Here is an 18,939-nt window from a genome sequence, read left to right as displayed (position 1 = left end):
CGTATACAGAAAGGAAGACCTGTTTTGACTGCGTTGAAAAATATGCCCATCAGCTTTCCCGGCCTGTTCGGCGACTGGGCGTTCAATCCCGACCCCATCGCCATCCATGTGGGCCATGGCATCTACTGGTACGGGATCATTCTGGCGGCTGCCATGCTGGCGGGCCTGTTCCTGTGTATGAAGCAAGCGAAGCACTACGGCCTGACTGAGGACAATGTGCTGGATTTCGTCCTGTGGGCAGTGCCCAGCTGCATCATCGGCTCCCGCATCTACTATGTGATTTTCTATCTGGACCTCTACCGGAATGCCGACGGCAGCCTGAACTGGGGTCAGATGATTGCCATTTGGGACGGCGGCCTTGCCATTTATGGCACGGTCATCGCCGGCGTGATCGTGGCGGTGGTGTTTACACGGCAGAAAAAGCTGCCCCTGGCCGCCATGACAGACCTGGCGGTGCTGGGCCTGCTGCTGGGCCAGTTGATCGGCCGCTGGGCCAACTTCATCAACCGGGAGGCCTTTGGCGGCCTGACGGACCTGCCATGGCGGATGCGGCTGTGGGTCAGCAGCTATCAGTATATTGAGGTCCATCCCACTTTCCTGTATGAGAGTCTGTGGAATCTGGTGGGCTTGCTGTTGTTGCTGTTCGTGGTGTCCAAGGGCCGCCGGTTCGACGGCGAGAACACTTGGTTCTATTTCCTGTGGTACGGCCTGGGCCGCTTCTGGATCGAGGGACTGCGGACCGACAGCCTGTATCTCTTCGACTGGACCTTTATGGGCCAGCCCATCCGGGTCTCCCAGGCGCTGAGCCTGGTGATGGTGCTCGTGGCGGTCTTTATGCTATTCTACAATCTGAGAATCAAAAAACGCACGGCGGACGGGCTCTGGGTAAATCGGGTGGCCGCGGCAAAGGCTGCGGAGCGGGCCGCCGAGGAGGAAGCTGCTTTCCAGACGGATCCGACCTTGGAAGAAGCGGTACTGGAGGCGGAAGCAGAGAAGGCGGAGACTGCCGAAGAAACGGAGGAAGAACAGCATGGCGATCAGGATTGACGGTAAGGCCCTGGCGGCCAAGGTGAAGGAACAGGTGCGGGCAGAGGTTGCGAAGCTGCAGCGACAGGCCGGCCTGGCGGTGATCCTGGTAGGGGAGAACCCGGCCTCCAAGGTATATGTGGCGGGAAAAGAGAAGGACTGTGCCGAATGCGGCATCCGCAGCTTTCCCCACAAACTCCCGGAGGAGACCACCCAGGAGGAACTGCTGGACCTGATCCGGGCGCTGAATAACGACCCGGATGTGGACGGCATCCTGTGTCAGCTGCCCCTGCCCAGGCATCTGGACGAGGAGGCGGTCATCAACGCCATCCGGCCGGACAAGGACGTGGATTGCTTCCACCCCTTCAACGTAGGTTGCATGGTCATCGGGGAGCCGGTGTTCCTGCCATGCACGCCTGCCGGCGTCATGGAGATGCTGAAGGAATACGAGATTCCCATTCGGGGAAAGCGGTGCGTGGTGCTGGGCCGCAGCAACATCGTGGGCAAGCCCATGAGCATGCTGCTGACCCAGGCGGACGGCACCGTCACCACCTGCCACTCCCGGACGGAGGACCTGGCGTCCATCACCCGGGAGGCGGACATCCTGGTGTCCGCCATCGGCAAGACCTGCTTCGTCACGGTGGACATGGTGAAGGAGGGGGCCGTGGTCATCGACGTGGCCATGAACCGGGACGAGAACGGCAAGCTCTGCGGCGACGTGGATTTTGCCGCTGTGGAGCCCAAGGCGTCCTACATCACCCCGGTCCCCGGCGGCGTGGGCCCCATGACCCGAGCCATGCTGATGAAGAACATCCTGACGGCGGCTCAAAACCACCAGACATAAAGAAAAGATGAACAGCGCCCCATGGAAACATCCATGGGGCCTGTTTTGATATGTGCCGATGGCTCAATCGGTGGCTGTCAAAGGCCGAAAGGCCCGGGCCAGACTGCGGTGATAGACCAGGAGCCCCACCGCCAGGGAGAGCACCAGGCCACTGAGCACATCCAGGCAGGCGTGCTGCTTGATGAACAAGGTGGACAGGCAGATCAGAACGGCCAGAACCGCCACAGCCCAACGGAGAACGCGATGGGGATGCAGGCAGCGGCAGTCCCAGACCGCCCAGGCGGCACCAATGGAACCCACCACATGGACGGAGGGAAACACATTGGTGTTGGTGTCGATGGCGTACAGCCCTGCTACCCAGCGGGTGAGGAAGTTGTCCCGGGGCATGACCAGCGGGCGGAGGTCCTGGCCATTGGGGATCAGAAACCAGATCACCTCACTGAGGAAGAAGGTCAGAGCCAGAAAGACCATATACCGCCGAAAGCCCTCCCGGTTCCGTGCCAGCAGGAAAAGGCCTACGGCAACCAGCAGTGGATACCACAGGCAGTATGGAATCACAAACCATTCGCAAAAGGGAATGGCCTGGTCCCAGGGAGTCTGGGTGGCCCAGTAGCCGGAGATGGGAAGCCGTTCCAGAATGAAAAAAGACAGCAGATACAGGGGCAGCCAGAGAAGGTACTTCATCTCGGCCTGGATGGGATGCCAAAGGTCGGAAAGCCGCATACGCGATCACCTTTTCTTGAAATGATGCGTATACACTACCACAGGCGTGTTGAAGAATCGTGTCTATTTTAGGAATAAAATATGAAGAAATTAAAAACTTTGGAAAGTGCCTGAGGCACAGAAAAAGCGCCGCTGCAAGAGCAGCGGCGCTTCCTGATTTGATCAGCGTTCTTCGCGGAAATACGGCAGGCCCAAGCTGGCGGGGGGCTGGTTTTCGCGCTTTTTGCGGAGGGAGATGGCGATCAGCACCACGATGGTGACCAGGTAGGGCAGCATCTTGAACAGCTCGATATCCTTGCGGCCCAGGCCGGGGATGATGAGGTACACCCAGAACAGCAGACCGAACAGGTAGGAGCCCCAGATGGCGTTGACAGACCGCCAGGTGGCGAAGATGACCAGTGCCACAGCCAGCCAGCCCAGGGACTCGATGGTGCCGTCGTTGGCCCAGGTGCCCTTGATGTAGTCCATGGTGTAGTACAGGCCGCCCATGCCAGAGATGCCGGCGCCGATACAGGTAGCCAGGTACTTGTAGCGGGTGACGTTGATGCCCGCCGCGTCAGCAGTGGCGGGATTCTCGCCCACGGCCCGGAGGTTCAGGCCCGTGCGGGTCCGGTTCAGGAACCAAGCCATGACAATCGCTACCACTATGGCGAGATACACCATGAAGCCGTAGCTGAGAAAGAGCTTGCCCACAACGCCCAGATCCGTCACATTGTTGATGTTGGCCCGGTAGACGGAGCTGGTGGCAGCCACGGAGATCTGACCAACGCCGCCGGCCATGGTGTTCAGGCCGCCGCCGAAGAAGTTGGCTACGCCGCCGCCGAAGATGGTCAGCGTCAGACCGGTGACGTTCTGGTTGGCCCGAAGGGTGATGGTCAGGAAGCTGTACAGCAGGCCGCCCAGGGCGGAGACCAGGAATGCGGCGAGGAAGCTCAGCAGCAGGCACGCCACCTTGTTGGGCGCGGGATTGTTGAGTTCATAGAAGAAGGAAGCCGCCAAGCCGGCAATGCCGCCCAGGTACATGATGCCGGGGACACCCAGGTTCAGGTTGCCGGATTTCTCCGTCAGGATCTCGCCGATGGCGCCGAACATGATGACGGTGCCGAAGCAGACGGCGGATTGCAGCAGCTGGATTACCTGTGCAGTTGTCATTTGGCCTCGCCCTCCTTTTTGCCCCGCAGGATGACACGGTAATTGATGAAGAACTCGCTGCCCAGGATAAAGAACAGGATGATGCCGGTGATAATGTTGGAGGCATAGTCGTTCAGGTTGAACTGGGAGGCGATCTGGATGGCGCCCTTCTGCAGGAATACCAGCAGCAGGGAGATCAGGATCATCACGAAGGTGTTGAACTGGGCCAGCCAGGCCACGATGATGGCGGTGAAGCCGCGGCCGCCGGCGGTGGAGGTGGAGATGGTGTGGCTGGCACCGGCCACGGCGATGAAGCCCGCCAGGCCGCAGATGGCGCCGGAGATGGCCATGGTGCGGACGGTGACCTTCTTCACGCTGATACCGGCGTACCGGGCGGTGTTCTGGGAGTCGCCCACCACGCTGATCTCATAGCCCTGCTTGGAGTATTTCAGGTAGATGAACATACCCACGGTCAGGGCCAGCACCAGGATCACGTTCAGGCCGTAAGTCTGGCCGAACACGGCGGGGAACCAGCCGGCCTTAGTCTGCTGGTTGATGACACCCACGGTGTTGGAGCCGATGGGATTCTCCCACAGGGCCACGCAGTAGCTGGTGATCTGGATAGCCACATAGTTCATCATCAGGGTGAACAGGGTCTCGTTGGTGCCCCACTTGGCTTTGAAGGCGGCGGGGATGACGCCCCAGACGCAGCCAGCCACCAGGCTGACAACAGCCATGATGACCAGCAGGACCGGCGTGGAGATGGAACCGCCGAAGGCCCGCATAAAGCCTGCGGTGACGACGCCGCCGATCAGAACCTGGCCCTCGGCGCCGATGTTCCAGAATTTCATCTTGAAGGCGGGAGCCAGGCCCACGCCGATGCACAGCAGCATCATGGTGTCACGGATGGTGACCCAGCTGCGGCGGGAGGTGCCGAAAGCACCGTCAAAAATGGCTTTGTACACCTCGACAGGATTCAGCTTGGTGACGGCGAAAATGAAGATACCGCTGACCACCAGGGACAGCACCACCGCCACGATACGGATGGCGTAGGCGCTGGGGCGGGAGATACCATCCCGCTTGGCAATGCGGAGCAGGGGCTCCTGAGTGTGGTTGACAGTGCTCATGCAGGTTCGCCCTCCTTCTTAAAGCGGGTCATCAGCAGGCCCACTTCTTCCTTGGTGGTGGTCCGGGCGTCCACGATGCCGGAGACCTGGCCGCCGCACAGCACCAGGATCCGGTCGCACAGCTCCAGCAGCACGTCCAGATCCTCGCCCACGTAGACCACGGCGACGCCCTTCAGCTTCTGCTCCGTCAGCAGGTTGTAGATGGTGTAGGATGTATTGATATCCAGGCCCCGGACGGCATAGGCCGTCATGAGCACGGAAGGCTCCTGGGCGATCTCACGGCCCACCAGCACCTTCTGCACGTTGCCGCCGGAGAGACGGCGGACGGGGAAGTTGACGCCGGGGGTGACTACGTCCAGTTCTGTCAAAACTTCTTCGGCCAGCTTCTTGGGAGACTTTCGGTCTGTGAAAACGCCGTGGCCCTTTCGGTAGCTGCGCAGCAGCATGTTGCCGGTCATGCCCATGGTGCCCACCAGGCCCATGCCCAGCCGGTCCTCCGGCACGAAGGCCAGGGACACGCCGGACTGCTTGATCTGGAGGGGCGTCTTGCCCACCAGCTCGATGCCGTCCTTTTCCTCCGGGTGGCCGATGGGGCGGTACCGGATGGAGGCGCCGGGGGAGATGGGCTGCAGGCCCGCCACGGACTCCAGCAGCTCCTTCTGGCCGGAGCCGGCGATGCCGGCAATACCCAGGATCTCGCCGCCCATGGCGGTAAAGGTCACGTTGTCCAGACGCTTGACGCCCATGGCGTCATAGACCGTCAGGCCGCTGACCTCCAGACGGGGCGTGGGGTCCTTGGGATCGGGGCGGTTGATGTTCAGGGTGACGGCGTGGCCCACCATCATGTCGGTTAGCGCCTGGGGGGAGGTGTCCTTGGTGGCCACATCACCGATGTACTTGCCCTTGCGGAGCACCGCCACCCGGTCGGACACATCCATGACCTCGTGGAGCTTGTGGGTAATGATGATCATGGCCTTGCCGTCGGTCTTCATGTTCCGCATGACGTCGAAGAGACGGTCCGTCTCCTGGGGCGTCAGGACGGCGGTGGGCTCATCCAGGATCAGAATGTCCGCACCGCGGTAGAGGACCTTGACGATCTCCACTGTCTGCTTCTCGGAGACGGACATGTCATAGATCTTCTTGTTGGGGTCGATCTGGAAGCCGTACTTTTCGCAGATGCCTTTGATCTTGGAGGCAGCGGCTTTCAGGTCCAGCTTGCCCTCGTCCTCCAGACCAAGAACAATGTTCTCAGCGGCGGTGAATACGTCTACCAGCTTGAAGTGCTGATGGATCATGCCGATGCCGTAATTAAAAGCATCTTTGGGGGAGGCGATGGTGACGGGCTGGCCATTTACCAGAATCTCACCCTCGTCGGGGAAGTAGATGCCAGCCAGCATGTTCATTAGTGTGGTCTTGCCGCTGCCGTTTTCTCCCAGCAGAGACAAGATCTCACCACGGTTGATATCCAGAGAAACACTGTTGTTGGCAACGACTTTTCCGAACCGTTTTGTGATGTTCCGCAATTGGACTGCTGCAACAGTTTCCACGAAGACCATCCTTCCTGCCGTATTGGCATAAAATGGGGAAGCGCCGGAGAAACCGAAAGCCCGGCGCTTGGGGCAGGGGAGCGGTCCCCCGATGCCCGATGGGATATCATAGGTTGATATCTAAGTATACCATGCCTTTCGGGCAATGTAAATCATAAATGACATAAGAATTGTGAGGGTTGCACAGAAATGTGAGACTTTCACAAGAAAGGTCAACCTATTTTGACGAGAATGGAAAAAAGGAGGGGACTGCTTCGGCAGTCCCCTCCTTGGAACAAATTGTGATCAGTTGTTATTCAGCTCGGTGATGCCGTCGATGCGCAGAGCGAAGTAAGGAGCGGAGCGCAGGACAGACTCCTGGAAGGCGCCGTCCACGATGGCCTCGCCGGTATCGTTGACCCAGTCGCCGTCGGTATCCAGGCCGAAGGCGGTGGTGACGGTCTCGCCGCCCACGGTGAAGGTGGAGGTATCGAAGACCTTCAGGCTGCCGTCCTTGATGGCGGCCCAGGCAGCGTCAACAGCTTCCTGCGTGCCGGCGGCGCAGCTCTCGCCCAGGGCGGAGATCATGACAGCGCCGTCCTTGGCGCCGGTGGCGAAGTCGGTGGGGATATCCTGGCCGGCAACGAACTTCTCCAGAGTGGCCTTGTACAGGACAGACCAGTTGTTCTGGGCGGAGGTCAGAGCAGCGGTGGGAGCCACAGACAGCATGTCGATGTTGTAGCCGACAGAGTAGACTTCCTTGCCGGAGTCCTTCACAGCCTGAACGGCGGAGGGAGCGCCGGTGGAGTCAGCGTGCTGGCCGATGATGACGCAGCCCTTGCTCATCAGAGCATTGGCGACCTCGCCCTCAGCCACGGGATCATACCAGGAGTTGGTGTACTGAACGTCCATGTGAGCCTCGGGAACGATGGACTGGATACCCAGCAGGAAAGCGGTGTAGCCGCAAACCACCTCGGCATAGGGGAAGGCACCGACATAGCCGACGTAGGGATCGGAGACCTTACCGGCATCCATCAGTTCCTTGAGCTTCATGCCGGCCACGATACCGGAGACATAGCGGGACTCAAACGTATAGGGGAACATGTTCTTGAAGTTGGCCAGGCCGGAGTTGGCGGCGGTATCGCCGGTGCAGGCGACGAAGGTGACATCCTCATACTCGCCGGCGGCTTCCTGCATGTACAGCTGATGGCCGTAGGAGTCAGAGAAGATGATGCCGCAGCCCTGCTCCGCCAGGTCGACGGCGGTATCATAGCAGGTCTCGTCCTCGGGGATGTTGTACTTCATGATGATCTGGGAATCAGCAATGCCCAGATCAGCGCAGGCGGTCTTCAGACCCTCAATATGGGCAGCATCGTAACCGGAGTTCTCGTCATGAACGCAGATCAGGCCGACCTTGATCTCGGCGGCGGGATCGGCTGCGGGCTCCTGGGTCTCAGCGGGCTTCTCGGGCTCGGCGGGCTTTTCTTCCGTTTTGCCGCCGCCGCAGGCGACCAGGCTCAGGGACATGACCAGAGCGAGAAGCAGTGCAAGGAACTTCTTCATTCTAATTTCCTCCTTCAAAAAATAAAATTAGGTCACAAATGACCCTCTTCTATTGTCATCATACAAGGTCGGCCTTAAAAATTCAACTGAATTTTTGCAATTTTAAGAGAAATCCGGCTGGTTTTTTAAAAAAATTTTTTACCGGTTTTATGAAATGATACGAAAATGAAAAAAATCAAACAAAAAAGGGAAGTGGTAATTCCACTTCCCTTTGGTAAAAATATACAGGCCGACCAATTTCCCTTACTGAACGATCACAGTGCCGGTCTTGCCGGCAATGCCGTCCCGCGCCTTTTCCAGCAGGGTGATGAGGGCAGAGCGGCCGGGCTTGCTCTCGGCGAACTGGACGGCGGCCTGGACCTTGGGCAGCATGGAGCCGGGGGCAAACTGGCCCTCGTCCATGTAGACCCGGGCCTGGTCGGGCGTCAGGGAATCCAGCCAGCTCTGGTCGGGCTTGCCGAAGTTGACGGCCACCTTCTCCACGGCAGTGAGGATCACCAGGCAGTCGGCGTCCAGCTGCTGAGCCAGCACGCAGGAGGCGAAGTCCTTGTCTACCACGGCTGCGGCGCCCTTCAGGTGATGGCCCTCGGTGGTGAAGACGGGAATGCCGCCGCCGCCGCAGGCGATGACCACCAGACCGGCGTCCACCATGTCACGGATAGACTCGATCTCCACGATGGACTGGGGACGGGGAGAGGCCACCACACGGCGATAGCCGCGGCCAGCGTCCTCCATGACCTGATAGCCCCGCTCAGCCACCATCTTGTCGGCCTCCTCCTTGGTCATGAAGGAGCCGATGGGCTTGGTGGGATTCTGGAAGGCGGGATCGGCGGGGTCCACCTCCACCTGAGTCAGCACAGTGGAAACGCCCTTGCGGATGCCGCGGTCCAGCAGCTCCTCCCGCAGGGAGTTCTGCAGGTCGTAGCCGATATAGCCCTGGCTCATGGCCACGCAGACGGACAGGGGGCAGGGAATGTACTTTTCGGGATTGGAGCGGGTCAGCTCTGTCATAGCGGCCTGGATCATGCCCACCTGGGGGCCGTTGCCGTGGGCGATGACGACCTCATGGCCCTCTTCGATCAGGTCGGCGATGGCTTTGGCGGTCTGCTTGACGGCCACCATCTGCTCGGGGAGATTGTTGCCCAGGGCATTGCCGCCCAGGGCGATGACGATACGTTTACCCATGATGAAATACCTCACAGATCAGTAATAATCGTGGAAAAAAGTGCGGCAATGCCGTCGCGCCGGATGGCGCGTACAAGCGTTTTGCCGGAAGGCAAAACCTTGGCGAAGGCGGAATTCACTTCCGCCGGAGCAAAATAAAATCAGAGGGGTCCCCATGGGACGCACAGCGTGCCATGGGGAAATTGCCGCCCAGGGCGATGACGATACGTTTACCCATGATAGATACTCCTTTTGGATATAGCAAGCCCGCCTGAGACGCGGAATACACATATCAGGCGGGCCGGCCGTTCAGTTGGTTGATGTCGTCAGGGAGCGCTGATTATTCGGCAAACTCACGCTTGGTGGCGCGCGCCTCCAGAGCCTTCAGAGTGGCCTGGGGATCCTTGCACTTGGCCAGGAAGATCATAGCGGCGATGATATAGGGCTTGAAGGAGGCCTCCTTGTACAGGGGAGTGCGGTAACGGTCGAACACGGAGGCGTCCACCTCACCGGTCTCGCAGGAGACGCCGGTGATGTCGGCGGGCAGGCAGTGCAGGTACAGAGCCTTGCCGTCCTTGGTCTTGGCCATCATTTCCTCGGTGCAGGCCCAGTCCTTGTGCTCGGCGTTCTGAGCCAGCAGCTCCTTCTCCAGAGCCTTGATGCCGTCGGTGTCGCCCTCGGCGTACAGGTTGGTGCGCTTCTCCATGGCGGCGAAGGGAGCCCAGCTCTTGGGATACACGATGTCGGCGTCCTGGAAGGCCTCTTCCATGGAGTGGGTCTTGGTGAAGGAACCGCCGGTAGCGGCAGCGTTCTTGCGGGCGACCTCCTCGACCTCGGGCATAACCTCATAGCCCTCGGGATGGGCCAGGACCACGTCCATGCCGAAGCGGGTCATCAGGCCGATGACGCCCTGGGGAACGGACAGGGGCTTGCCATAGGAGGGAGAATAGGCCCAGGTCATGGCGATCTTCTTGCCCTTCAGGTTCTCCACGCCGCCGAACTCATGGATGATGTGCAGCATATCGGCCATGCACTGGGTGGGATGGTCAATGTCGCACTGCAGGTTCACCAGAGTGGGCTTCTGCTCCAGCACGCCGTCCTTGTTGCCCTCGGTCACGGCGTCCACGACCTCGTGCATGTACTTGTTGCCCTTGCCGATGTACATATCGTCACGGATGCCGATGACGTCGGCCATGAAGGAGATCATGTTGGCAGTCTCGCGGACGGTCTCGCCGTGAGCGATCTGGCTCTTGCCCTCATCCAGGTCCTGAACCTCCAGGCCCAGCAGGTTGCAGGCGGAGGCGAAGGAGAAACGGGTGCGGGTGGAGTTGTCGCGGAACAGGGAGATGCCCAGGCCGGACTCGAAGATCTTGGTGGAGATGTTGTTCTCACGCATGTAGCGCAGAGCGTCGGCCACGGTGAAGACGGCCTCGATCTCGTCGTCGGTCTTCTCCCAGGTCAGGAAGAAGTCGCCGTTGTACATATCCTTGAAGTTCAGGGCATTCAGCTTGTCGATATACATCTGCAAAGTCTTATCCATGTTCAGTTCTCCTTTAATATTCTCTATATAAAAGTTGGGTCAGATTACTGGATGTCGTTGTTGGTCAGGCTCTGACGGAACTCGGTGACGTCGTCGGTCTTGTTCTCGGGTTTGTACAGGCCGGGGACGGCGGCGTACAGAGCGGCGCAGGTGACCAGGTCCTGCTTCCAGGTGATCTCGTTGGGGGCGTGAGCCTGGGACTCGGCACCGGGGCCGAAACCAACGCAGGGGATGCCGTAACGGCCCTGGATGGACACACAGTTGGTGGAGAAGGTCCACTTGTCGGTCAGGGGACGGCCGTCACGCAGGTGCATAGCGTCCTTCTTGGGGTCGGCGTCGGCGTGGCCGATGCGCTTGTCGCCCCACAGAGCGTGGTGGGCATCGATCAGAGCCTGGACATGAGCGGCGCTCTCCTTGTTGATCCAGGTGGGGAAGAAGCACTCGGTCTCATAGACGGTGCCGGTCCAGGCGGGACGGTCATACATGTACATGCTGACCTTCACATCGTCCTTGTACTTCTGGACGGAGGGCAGGTCCTCGATTTCCTTCAGGCAGGAGTCCCAGGTCTCGCCGGCGGTCATGCGGCGGTCAATGGAGATGGAGCAGCTGTCCGCCACAGCGCAGCGGGAGGGAGAGGTGTAGAAGATCTGAGAGGTGGTGCAGGTGCCGCGGCCCAGGAACTGGGCGTCCTCGTAATGCTCGGGGTTGAACTCGGGGTTCAGCATCTTGACCAGGCCCTTGACGGTGTTGGAGGGGCCGTCGCCGTTCTCGTTCAGAGCGCGGACGTCCTGCAGAATGTCGGCCATCTTGTAGATGGCGTTGTCGCCGCGCTCGGGAGCGGAGCCGTGGCAGGAGATGCCCTTCACGTCCACGCGGATCTCCATACGGCCGCGGTGACCGCGGTAGATGCCGCCGTCGGTGGGCTCGGTGGAGATGACGAACTCGATCTTGCTGCGGGCGTCCTCGGGACCGTTGAAGTACTTGTTGACGATGTACTGCCAGCACATGCCGTCGCAGTCCTCTTCCTGGACGGAGCCGACCACCATGATTTTGTAGCCCTCGGGGATCAGGCCCATGTCCTTCATGATCTTGGCACCGTACACGGCGGAAGCCATGCCGCCCTCCTGGTCGGAGCCGCCGCGGCCGAAGATGATGTCCTCGGTCTCATAGCCCTGGTAGGGGTCGGCTTCCCAGTTGTTGATGTTGCCGATGCCCACGGTGTCGATGTGGGAGTCGATGGCAATGATCTTGTCGCCCTCGCCCATCCAGCCGATGACGTTGCCCAGGCCGTCGATCTCAACCTTGTCGTAGCCCAGCTTCTCCATCTCGGCCTTGATGCACATGACGACTTCCTTTTCCTCACAGCTTTCGCTGGGGTGGGAGATCATATCCCGCAGGAACCGGGACATGTCCGCCTTGTAGCCTTCTGCTGCTTTCTTGATCGCTTCGAAATCCATAACGCCGTCCTCCATATTATTTGTATTGATCAGGTCGTTTTTGCTCTATCTGCCCTTATCATAACACAAGAATCCTGTTTGTCAAACAAAAAATTTGAAAACCAAAAAAATTTTTTTGAAAAAAGGTTGATTTCTATAAAAATTGTGATATGATGGTGATGGTAGATTAGAACGTTTCGATAAAAAAGGGGGAGATGTATACGGAAAGCGGAAGATTTGAGATGCTGAAACAGATTGCGTCGGGTATTGCCGCGCAGTTCGGCAGCAATTGCGAAGTGGTGATCCACGATGTCAGCGGAAAAAAAATGGACCACTCCATCGTCTACATTGAAAATGGCCATGTCAGCGGCCGGAAGGTGGGAGACGGCGGTTCCCACGTGGTGGTGGAGCAGATGCTCCAGGAGGACGCCCAGCCCCAGGACTATCTGGGCTATCTGACCAAGAGCGCCAACGGAAAGGTGCTCAAGTCCTCCACCATGTATATCCGCAACAGCCGGGGCAAGGTCGTGGCCCTGCTGTCCATCAACTTTGATATTTCTGCGCTCTCTATGATGGATTCTGCCGTGCGGGATCTGATCATGCCCAGGGATACGGCACAGGCCGAGCCGGAGAAGATCGTCAATGTCAATGACCTGCTGGAGGAGCTGATCCAGCAGTCCGTGGCGCTGGTGGGCAAACCGGTGGCCATGATGAACAAGGATGACAAGGTGAAGGCCATCCAGTTCCTGAACCAGAACGGCGCGTTCCTGGTGACCAAGTCCGGTGACAAGATCGCCAAATATTTCGGGATCTCCAAGTATACCTTATATTCTTATATCGACACAAAACAACAGGAGGGTAAAGCACATGATTGATCTGTCCATCAACAAGCAGGGCCTGGAGCACAATATTAAGAAGGCCAGGGAAAACGGTATCATCATCCCCACCATTGCCCAGATGCAGCATCCGGAGACCATCCCCGGGAAGGTTCAGGACAAGCTGAAGGACGTGGGCCTGTGGGACGTGAATCCCCTGAACCTGTTCCGCATCACCTGGAAGAACCAGCCCAAGGAGTCCGGCGGACTGTTCCAGGAGGTCCCCAACTACATTGAACTGCCCTCTGCGCTCACCGGCGTGCCCTGCCGTATCGTGGCCATGGTGGGCAAGTGGTTCCCCACCGGTTGCCATAAGGTGGGCGCCTCCTTCGGCTGCCTGGCTCCCCGCCTGGTGACCGGCCAGTTCGACGTTGACAAGCACAAGGCCGTGTGGCCCTCCACCGGCAACTACTGCCGCGGCGGCGCCTTCAACTCCCGGCTGCTGGGCGCCCAGGGCGTGGCCATCCTGCCCGCCGAGATGAGCCAGGAGCGGTTCGATTGGCTCCATGAGATCGGTGCGGAAGTGATCGCCACTCCCGGCTGCGAGTCCAATGTCAAGGAGATCTTCGACAAGACCAACGAGCTGAAGCAGAACCCCCTGTACATGATCTTCAACCAGTTTGAGGAGATGGGTAACCCCCTGTGGCACTACAATGTCACCGGCAACGCCCTGGCGGACGTGTTCGAGGCCATCAAGCGCCCCGGCGACCACTTTGCCGGCGCCTGCTTCACCTCCGGCTCCGCCGGCACCATGTCCACCGGCGACCGCCTGAAGGAGCTGTATCCCAAGCTGAAGCTGGGCGTGGGCGAGGCCCTGCAGTGCCCCACCATCCTGAACAACGGCTTCGGCGGCCACCGCATCGAGGGCATCGGCGACAAGCACATCCCCTGGATCCACAACGTCAAGAACACTGACATGGCCATCGCCATCGACGACGAGGACTCCCAGCGGCTGTTGCGGTTGTTCAATACCCCCGAGGGCCAGGATTACCTGCTGAACACCCTGAAGTTGGACCCTGTTCTGGTGGAGAAGCTGACCTGGCTGGGCATCTCCGGCATCGCCAACGTGCTGTGCTGCATCAAGATGGCAAAGTACTACGAGTTCACCGAGCACGATGTGGTGGGCACCGTTCTGACCGACTCTGCCGTGATGTACGGCAGCCGTATCGCCGAGCTGAACGAGATGCACGGCGCTTACAATGCCACCGAGGCTGTTCTGGACCACAACCTGCACATGCTGGGCCTGAAGACCGACAACCTTATCGAACTGACCTATGCCGACCGCAAGCGGGTGCACAACCTGAAGTACTACACCTGGGTGGAGCAGCAGGGCAAGACCAGCGAGGAACTGAACGCCCTGTGGTACGACACCGAGGGCACCTGGGACGCCGTCCACGCCCAGGCCAAGGACCTGGATGAGCTGATCAACGCCTTCAACGAGGAGAGCGGCGTTTTGAAGAACCTGTAAGGGAGAATGACATGACAGATGCAAGGGGCGGGCGGCTCGCCCGCCCCTTGTGCCTTTGGGAGGAAACAGTATGAAAAACGTCTTATACGGCAAGTGCGTCAAGTGCGGAAAGACCTATGAGGCCACCCCGGACCTGACCAACTGCGAATGCGGCGGCATTCTGGAGATCACATATGACTACGACTACATCAAGACCCAGCTGACCAAGGAGAAACTGGCAGCCCGGACGGACCGTACCATGTGGCGCTACCGGGAACTGCTGCCCATCGAGGAGACCACGGAGCCCACGCCCCTGCGGGTGGGCTGGTCCCCCTTGTATGAGGAGCCCCGCCTGGCGGAACAGCTGGGCTTGAAAAAACTGTGGGTGAAAGACGATGGTCAGAACCCCACCGCATCTCTGAAGGACCGCGCTTCCGCTATGGCCGTCGCCAAGGCCCGGGAGGCGGGGGCCAAGGTGATCGCCTGTTCCTCCACCGGCAACGCCGCATCCTCTCTGGCGGGCAACGCCGCTGCGGCGGGCCTCAAGACCTATATCTTCGTCCCCAGCCGCGCACCCAAGGGAAAGGTGGCCCAGCTGATGACCTTCGGCGCCAACGTCATCTCCGTCCAGGGCAGCTATGAGGATACCTTTGAGCTGAGTAAGGCAGCCATCGACAAATGGGGCTGGTACAACCGCAACGCAGCCATCAACCCCTACCTGTCCGAGGGCAAAAAGACCGTCTCCCTGGAGATTATGGAGCAGTTGAACTGGGAGGTTCCCGACTACATCGCCATCTCCGTGGGCGACGGCTGCACCATCGCGGGCCTGTGGAAGGGCCTGAAGGACCTGTACGCCATCGGCTTTATCGACAAGCTGCCCCGGCTGATCTCCGCCCAGGCGGAGGGCTGCTGCCCCCTGAACCGGGCCATCGCCACAGGTGAGGACTGGTATCCCATGGAGGAGAACACCCTGGCGGACTCCATCGCCGTGGGCGTACCACGGAACGCCGACAAGGCGCTGGTGGCTATCCGGGAATCCAACGGCCTGGTGGTCAACGTCTCCGATGAGGAAATCATGGCCGCCCAGAAGCTGCTGGGAATGACCTGCGGCGTGTTCGGTGAGCCTGCCGGCGTCACCGGTACGGCGGGCGTGAAGAAGCTGTGTGAGCAGGGCGTCATCGGCAAAGACGACACCGTGGTTTCCGTGGTGACGGGCAACGGCTTGAAGGATGTTGCCAATGCCATCAAGGCCTGCGGCGAGCCCATCTCCATTCCCAGCGACATGGACCTGCTGGTAAAGGCTTTTGCAGAAAAAGGCATTGTAGTGGATTGACCAAATGTGCTAAAATGGACTGGGTAAACTTTGCCCAGTCCATTTTTTGAAAAGGATGAAGAAGATGAAACGACGTTTTTCCGCGCTGCTTCTGGCGCTGGTGCTGATATGTTCCCTCAGCGTGATCCCGGCGGATGCCGCGCCTCCCGCAAATACAGCCACGATTCTGTTTACCCACGACCTCCACTCCCACTTTCTGCCCCAGCCGACAGAGGACGGCGGAGAGAGCGGCGGCTACGCCCGCCTGAAAACCGCCATTGACCGAGAGAGGGAAAAGAACCCCGACGCCCTGCTGCTGGACGGCGGTGACTTTTCCATCGGGTCGCTGATCCAGACCCTCTACACCACCCAGGCTGCTGAGCTGCGTACCATGGGCGCTCTGGGCTATGATGCCACTACCATCGGCAACCACGAGTTCGACCACACCGGCACGGGCTTTGCGGAGATGCTGAATGCGGCCAAGGAGGCACAGGCGGCATCCATTAACGTACTGGCAAGCTCCCAGTATCCGCCGCCCATGGAGGACTACCGGGAACAATATGGCCCTCTGACAGTTGCCCTGCCCGCTTTGCTGGAGGCCAACTACCGGCCCGCTGACAGCAATCCGGACAAAGACATGATCCAGAAAGCTATGGATCATTATGGTGTACAGGAGACCATGCTCCTGGAGCGGGGCGGTGTCACCTATGGCATCTTCGGCCTCATGGGCGTGGACGCCGACGAGTGCGCACCCACCTCCGGCTTTGTCCGGGAGGACGCGGTCCAGGCGGCCAAGCGGTGCGTGGCATCCCTGAAAGAACAGGGTGCCCAGTTGATCATCTGCCTGTCCCACTCCGGAACAGGGGAGAAGTTGGAGACCTCTGAAGACGAGGAACTGGCCAAGGCTGTGGATGGTATTGATGTCATCCTATCCGGCCACACGCATTCGACCTTGACAGAGCCCCTTGTGGTGAACGATACCTATATCGTCTCCGCCGGTCCTTACTGCGAGAACCTGGGCAGCTTGACCCTTATTTGGGGCGGTAATGACAAAAAACGCTTGCGGGACTACCACCTGGTCCCCATCGACGAGACCCTGGCGGAGGACCCGGATACGGCCGCCATGGTGGAGACCTGGAAAACAAAAGTGGGGGAGACGTATCTTTCGCGCTACGATCTGACCTACGACCAGGTGCTGACAATCACGGATTTTGACCTGAATACTCCGGTTTCCGGCATCCAGGAGGGAAACAACCTGGGCGAGCTGGTGGCGGATGCTTTCCTCTGGGCTACGGAAAACCTGGAAGTGAACGCGCCGGATGTAAACACCGTGTCCGTCACGGCGGACGGCGTTCTGCGGGCGCCCCTGCGGACCGGGGAGCTGACAGCCACCCAGGCCTTTGATGTGCTGTCCATGGGCGTAGGAGCTGACGGCACCTCCGGCTTTCCTCTGGTGGCGGTGTATCTCAGCGGAAAGGAATTGAAAGCTGCGGCGGAGGTGGACGCCTCCGTGACGCCCATCATGCCGGCGGCCCAGCTGTATATGGGCGGCATGGCGTACAGCTTCAATACCAACCGCATGTTCTTCAACCGGGTGACATCCGCCGGGCTGTATGATTGGTCCGATGCAGATGGAGCCTCCACTGCGACGGAACTCAAGGATGACCAGCTCTACCGAGTGGTCACCGGCATGTACTCCGCCCAGATGCTGGGCACGGTGAAGTCGAAGTCCATGGGCCTGCTGTCCCTGGAGCCCAAACTGGCCGACGGCTCTCCCGTGACGGATTTCAACGACTGCATCCTCTATGACAAGGATGGAAACGAGATCAAGGAGTGGTACGCTCTGGCGGCTTATCTGGAGTCCTTTGGGAAGGACGGCATACCGGAGCGGTACACATCGGCCCGGGGAGACGGACGCAAGACCGTCAGCCATAGCTGGAATCCCGCGCAGCTGCTGAGAAACTGGAACTGGATCACCTGGGTGGTGGTGCTGGTGGTTTTTGCTGTTATCCTGCTGGTGGTTCTGTTGGTCCGGCTGGCGTTCCGCAGGGTGCGGCGGCGAAAGAGCCAAAAGCGCAAATAAACGGATTAACGAAAAAAGCAAGCGTCGAAAGACGCTTGCTTTTTTTGCCAGAAAGCGTAAAATGGGGAAAAACAGGGAGGTGAGGATGTGAAGAAGAGAAAAGCGGCTGCTGCGGCAGCGGTCACCGTGGCAGCGGTGGCAGGCGTAGTGACTGGAACCGCCTTTGATTCGCCTGTGGACCTGGTACCGGAGATCGCCGTGACGGCGGAGCAGCAGGCAGATGATGACGGTGCTGCCGTCACCGAACAGCGGAAGGGACCCGCTGCGCGGGTACGCCAGTGGGTGCAGGGACTGCCGGCGGCGGTCCGGATGCTGGTGGCGGTGCCCCTGTGGTGCTTCGGCTGGATTCTGATGTCTGCGGCCTCCCTGCTGTGGGCAGGTGCCACTCCCTGGCTGGCGCGTCTCTTGAGCTGGGGGTGCCTGGCATTACTTTTGATGGCTGTGTTTGCCTGCTCTGTCAAGGCGGCTTTCCCGGAGGTGCCCCTTCGAAAGATCCTGCGGCCGGGAAATGTGCTGTTCCTGCTGCTGGCCAGCGCGGTGCTGTGCGCGGCGGATCTGGCACTGCCCACCATGTGGAAGGATTACAATGCAGTCTCCCGCACCGTCTGGCGGATTGGGGCGGCGGCGCTGCTGGCGTTTCTCTGCTGTACGGAACTGAAGCACCAGGCAAAGCGGACGGTCAGAAAGCAGCAGACGGCGCCGGTATCGAAGCGGTCTGCCGTGGAGCTGGAGGCCATGCGCCTGGCGGATACCGTCTGCGGAACAAGAAATCCATGAAAAAACGCCCGGCATAGCCCTAATCTCATTAAGATAAGCAACAGACCAGACTGTACGCAAGGCAGTCTGGTCTGTGTTTGCAAATAATTGGAAAAAGACACAAAAAACACTTGACAAAACAGAAAAAATCGGCGGCTACGCCTTGAGAGTAATTTCAAGGAGATTAGCATTGAGCTACGCCCCGGCAGAGGTTGCAGTATGAGAGTGGAAATAAAAAAATGCGGAGCGTCCATTACAGGATACTCAGATCCTATAAGGACACTCCGCCTGGTCCGAGTGGCGGGAGTCGAACCCACGGCCTCATGGACCCGAACCATGCGCGCTACCAACTGCGCTACACCCGGATATAGCTTGATTATTATACG

At 59.5% G+C, this 18,939-nt stretch carries 15 protein-coding genes and 1 tRNA gene; 7 read left to right on the top strand and 9 right to left on the bottom strand.

Going from position 1 to position 18,939, the window contains the following annotated elements:
- Window positions 1-24: 24 nt before the first annotated feature.
- Both lgt and folD read left to right on the top strand, forming a co-directional pair.
- Entirely contained in the window at window positions 25-1,047 is a 1,023-nt protein-coding gene (gene lgt / locus JQM66_RS06825; RefSeq protein WP_235229138.1) for a prolipoprotein diacylglyceryl transferase, read from the top strand.
- A complete protein-coding gene (gene folD, locus JQM66_RS06820) occupies window positions 1,031-1,870 on the top strand; it encodes a bifunctional methylenetetrahydrofolate dehydrogenase/methenyltetrahydrofolate cyclohydrolase FolD (RefSeq protein WP_235229137.1) in 840 nt (279 codons plus the stop codon). The genes lgt and folD overlap by 17 nt, the downstream gene beginning before the upstream one ends.
- 63 nt (window positions 1,871-1,933) lie before the next feature.
- Here the strand turns inward: folD and JQM66_RS06815 are convergent, their stop codons facing one another.
- From JQM66_RS06815 to JQM66_RS06780, 8 genes are all read right to left on the bottom strand, one after another.
- Window positions 1,934-2,593 (bottom strand): phosphatase PAP2 family protein, encoded by a 660-nt coding sequence (locus JQM66_RS06815; RefSeq protein ID WP_235229136.1) that lies wholly within the window; start codon window positions 2,591-2,593, stop codon window positions 1,934-1,936.
- A 162-nt stretch (window positions 2,594-2,755) separates the two neighbouring features.
- Window positions 2,756-3,745 (bottom strand): ABC transporter permease, encoded by a 990-nt coding sequence (locus JQM66_RS06810; protein WP_235229135.1) that lies wholly within the window; start codon window positions 3,743-3,745, stop codon window positions 2,756-2,758.
- Entirely contained in the window at window positions 3,742-4,851 is a 1,110-nt protein-coding gene (locus JQM66_RS06805) for an ABC transporter permease (RefSeq protein WP_235229134.1), read from the bottom strand. Before JQM66_RS06805 ends, JQM66_RS06810 begins: the two co-directional genes overlap by 4 nt.
- Window positions 4,848-6,398, bottom strand: coding sequence for an ABC transporter ATP-binding protein (locus tag JQM66_RS06800; protein ID WP_407946009.1), 1,551 nt, complete (start codon window positions 6,396-6,398; stop codon window positions 4,848-4,850). Before JQM66_RS06800 ends, JQM66_RS06805 begins: the two co-directional genes overlap by 4 nt.
- Window positions 6,399-6,683: 285 nt before the next feature.
- A complete protein-coding gene (locus JQM66_RS06795) occupies window positions 6,684-7,940 on the bottom strand; it encodes a BMP family ABC transporter substrate-binding protein (protein ID WP_268824352.1) in 1,257 nt (418 codons plus the stop codon).
- 243 nt (window positions 7,941-8,183) lie between these two features.
- Entirely contained in the window at window positions 8,184-9,125 is a 942-nt protein-coding gene (gene arcC, locus JQM66_RS06790; protein ID WP_235229132.1) for a carbamate kinase, read from the bottom strand.
- Window positions 9,126-9,444: 319 nt separating this feature from the next.
- Window positions 9,445-10,644 (bottom strand): knotted carbamoyltransferase YgeW, encoded by a 1,200-nt coding sequence (gene ygeW / locus JQM66_RS06785; protein WP_235229131.1) that lies wholly within the window; start codon window positions 10,642-10,644, stop codon window positions 9,445-9,447.
- 44 nt (window positions 10,645-10,688) lie between these two features.
- Window positions 10,689-12,101 carry a YgeY family selenium metabolism-linked hydrolase gene (locus tag JQM66_RS06780; protein WP_235229130.1) on the bottom strand — a complete coding sequence of 471 codons (1,413 nt, stop codon included), beginning with the start codon at window positions 12,099-12,101 and terminating at the stop codon, window positions 10,689-10,691.
- A gap of 221 nt (window positions 12,102-12,322) precedes the next feature.
- Here JQM66_RS06780 and JQM66_RS06775 point away from each other — a divergent pair, with 221 nt between their 5' ends.
- The 5 genes from JQM66_RS06775 to JQM66_RS06755 all read left to right on the top strand — a co-directional run bounded on the left by JQM66_RS06775 (window position 12,323) and on the right by JQM66_RS06755 (window position 18,574).
- The gene (locus JQM66_RS06775) at window positions 12,323-12,955 is read left to right on the top strand and encodes a helix-turn-helix transcriptional regulator (protein WP_235229129.1); all 633 of its coding nucleotides are present in this window, start codon (window positions 12,323-12,325) and stop codon (window positions 12,953-12,955) included.
- Complete coding sequence (locus JQM66_RS06770) at window positions 12,948-14,423, top strand: pyridoxal-phosphate dependent enzyme (RefSeq protein ID WP_235229128.1); 1,476 nt, start codon at window positions 12,948-12,950, stop codon at window positions 14,421-14,423. The genes JQM66_RS06775 and JQM66_RS06770 overlap by 8 nt, the downstream gene beginning before the upstream one ends.
- A gap of 70 nt (window positions 14,424-14,493) precedes the next feature.
- Entirely contained in the window at window positions 14,494-15,735 is a 1,242-nt protein-coding gene (locus JQM66_RS06765) for a threonine synthase (RefSeq protein WP_235229127.1), read from the top strand.
- Between the two features lie 64 nt (window positions 15,736-15,799).
- Window positions 15,800-17,797, top strand: coding sequence for a bifunctional metallophosphatase/5'-nucleotidase (locus tag JQM66_RS06760; RefSeq protein ID WP_235229126.1), 1,998 nt, complete (start codon window positions 15,800-15,802; stop codon window positions 17,795-17,797).
- Window positions 17,798-17,884: 87 nt separating this feature from the next.
- The gene (locus JQM66_RS06755) at window positions 17,885-18,574 is read left to right on the top strand and encodes a hypothetical protein (RefSeq protein WP_235229125.1); all 690 of its coding nucleotides are present in this window, start codon (window positions 17,885-17,887) and stop codon (window positions 18,572-18,574) included.
- 268 nt (window positions 18,575-18,842) lie between these two features.
- On the opposite strand, the gene JQM66_RS06750 is transcribed toward JQM66_RS06755, so the two are convergent.
- Window positions 18,843-18,918, bottom strand: a tRNA-Pro gene (locus JQM66_RS06750).
- Window positions 18,919-18,939 lie beyond the last annotated feature (21 nt).

Source organism: Oscillibacter valericigenes, from assembly GCF_021531915.1.
Lineage (GTDB): Bacteria > Bacillota > Clostridia > Oscillospirales > Oscillospiraceae > Oscillibacter > Oscillibacter valericigenes_A.
The sequence above is the reverse complement of the archived record's forward strand: the minus strand, read 5'-3'. Positions and strand labels throughout refer to the sequence as shown.

Bases quoted from the DNA above. Each gene is read 5' to 3' on its own strand.
- folD (WP_235229137.1), top strand. From the start codon at position 1,031: ATGGCGATCAGGATTGACGGTAAGGCCCTGGCGGCCAAGGTGAAGGAA.
- JQM66_RS06815 (WP_235229136.1), bottom strand. From the start codon at position 2,593: ATGCGGCTTTCCGACCTTTGGCATCCCATCCAGGCCGAGATGAAGTAC.
- JQM66_RS06810 (WP_235229135.1), bottom strand. From the start codon at position 3,745: ATGACAACTGCACAGGTAATCCAGCTGCTGCAATCCGCCGTCTGCTTC.
- JQM66_RS06805 (WP_235229134.1), bottom strand. From the start codon at position 4,851: ATGAGCACTGTCAACCACACTCAGGAGCCCCTGCTCCGCATTGCCAAG.
- JQM66_RS06795 (WP_268824352.1), bottom strand. From the start codon at position 7,940: ATGAAGAAGTTCCTTGCACTGCTTCTCGCTCTGGTCATGTCCCTGAGC.
- arcC (WP_235229132.1), bottom strand. From the start codon at position 9,125: ATGGGTAAACGTATCGTCATCGCCCTGGGCGGCAATGCCCTGGGCAAC.
- ygeW (WP_235229131.1), bottom strand. From the start codon at position 10,644: ATGGATAAGACTTTGCAGATGTATATCGACAAGCTGAATGCCCTGAAC.
- JQM66_RS06780 (WP_235229130.1), bottom strand. From the start codon at position 12,101: ATGGATTTCGAAGCGATCAAGAAAGCAGCAGAAGGCTACAAGGCGGAC.
- JQM66_RS06775 (WP_235229129.1), top strand. From the start codon at position 12,323: ATGCTGAAACAGATTGCGTCGGGTATTGCCGCGCAGTTCGGCAGCAAT.
- JQM66_RS06770 (WP_235229128.1), top strand. From the start codon at position 12,948: ATGATTGATCTGTCCATCAACAAGCAGGGCCTGGAGCACAATATTAAG.
- JQM66_RS06765 (WP_235229127.1), top strand. From the start codon at position 14,494: ATGAAAAACGTCTTATACGGCAAGTGCGTCAAGTGCGGAAAGACCTAT.
- JQM66_RS06760 (WP_235229126.1), top strand. From the start codon at position 15,800: ATGAAACGACGTTTTTCCGCGCTGCTTCTGGCGCTGGTGCTGATATGT.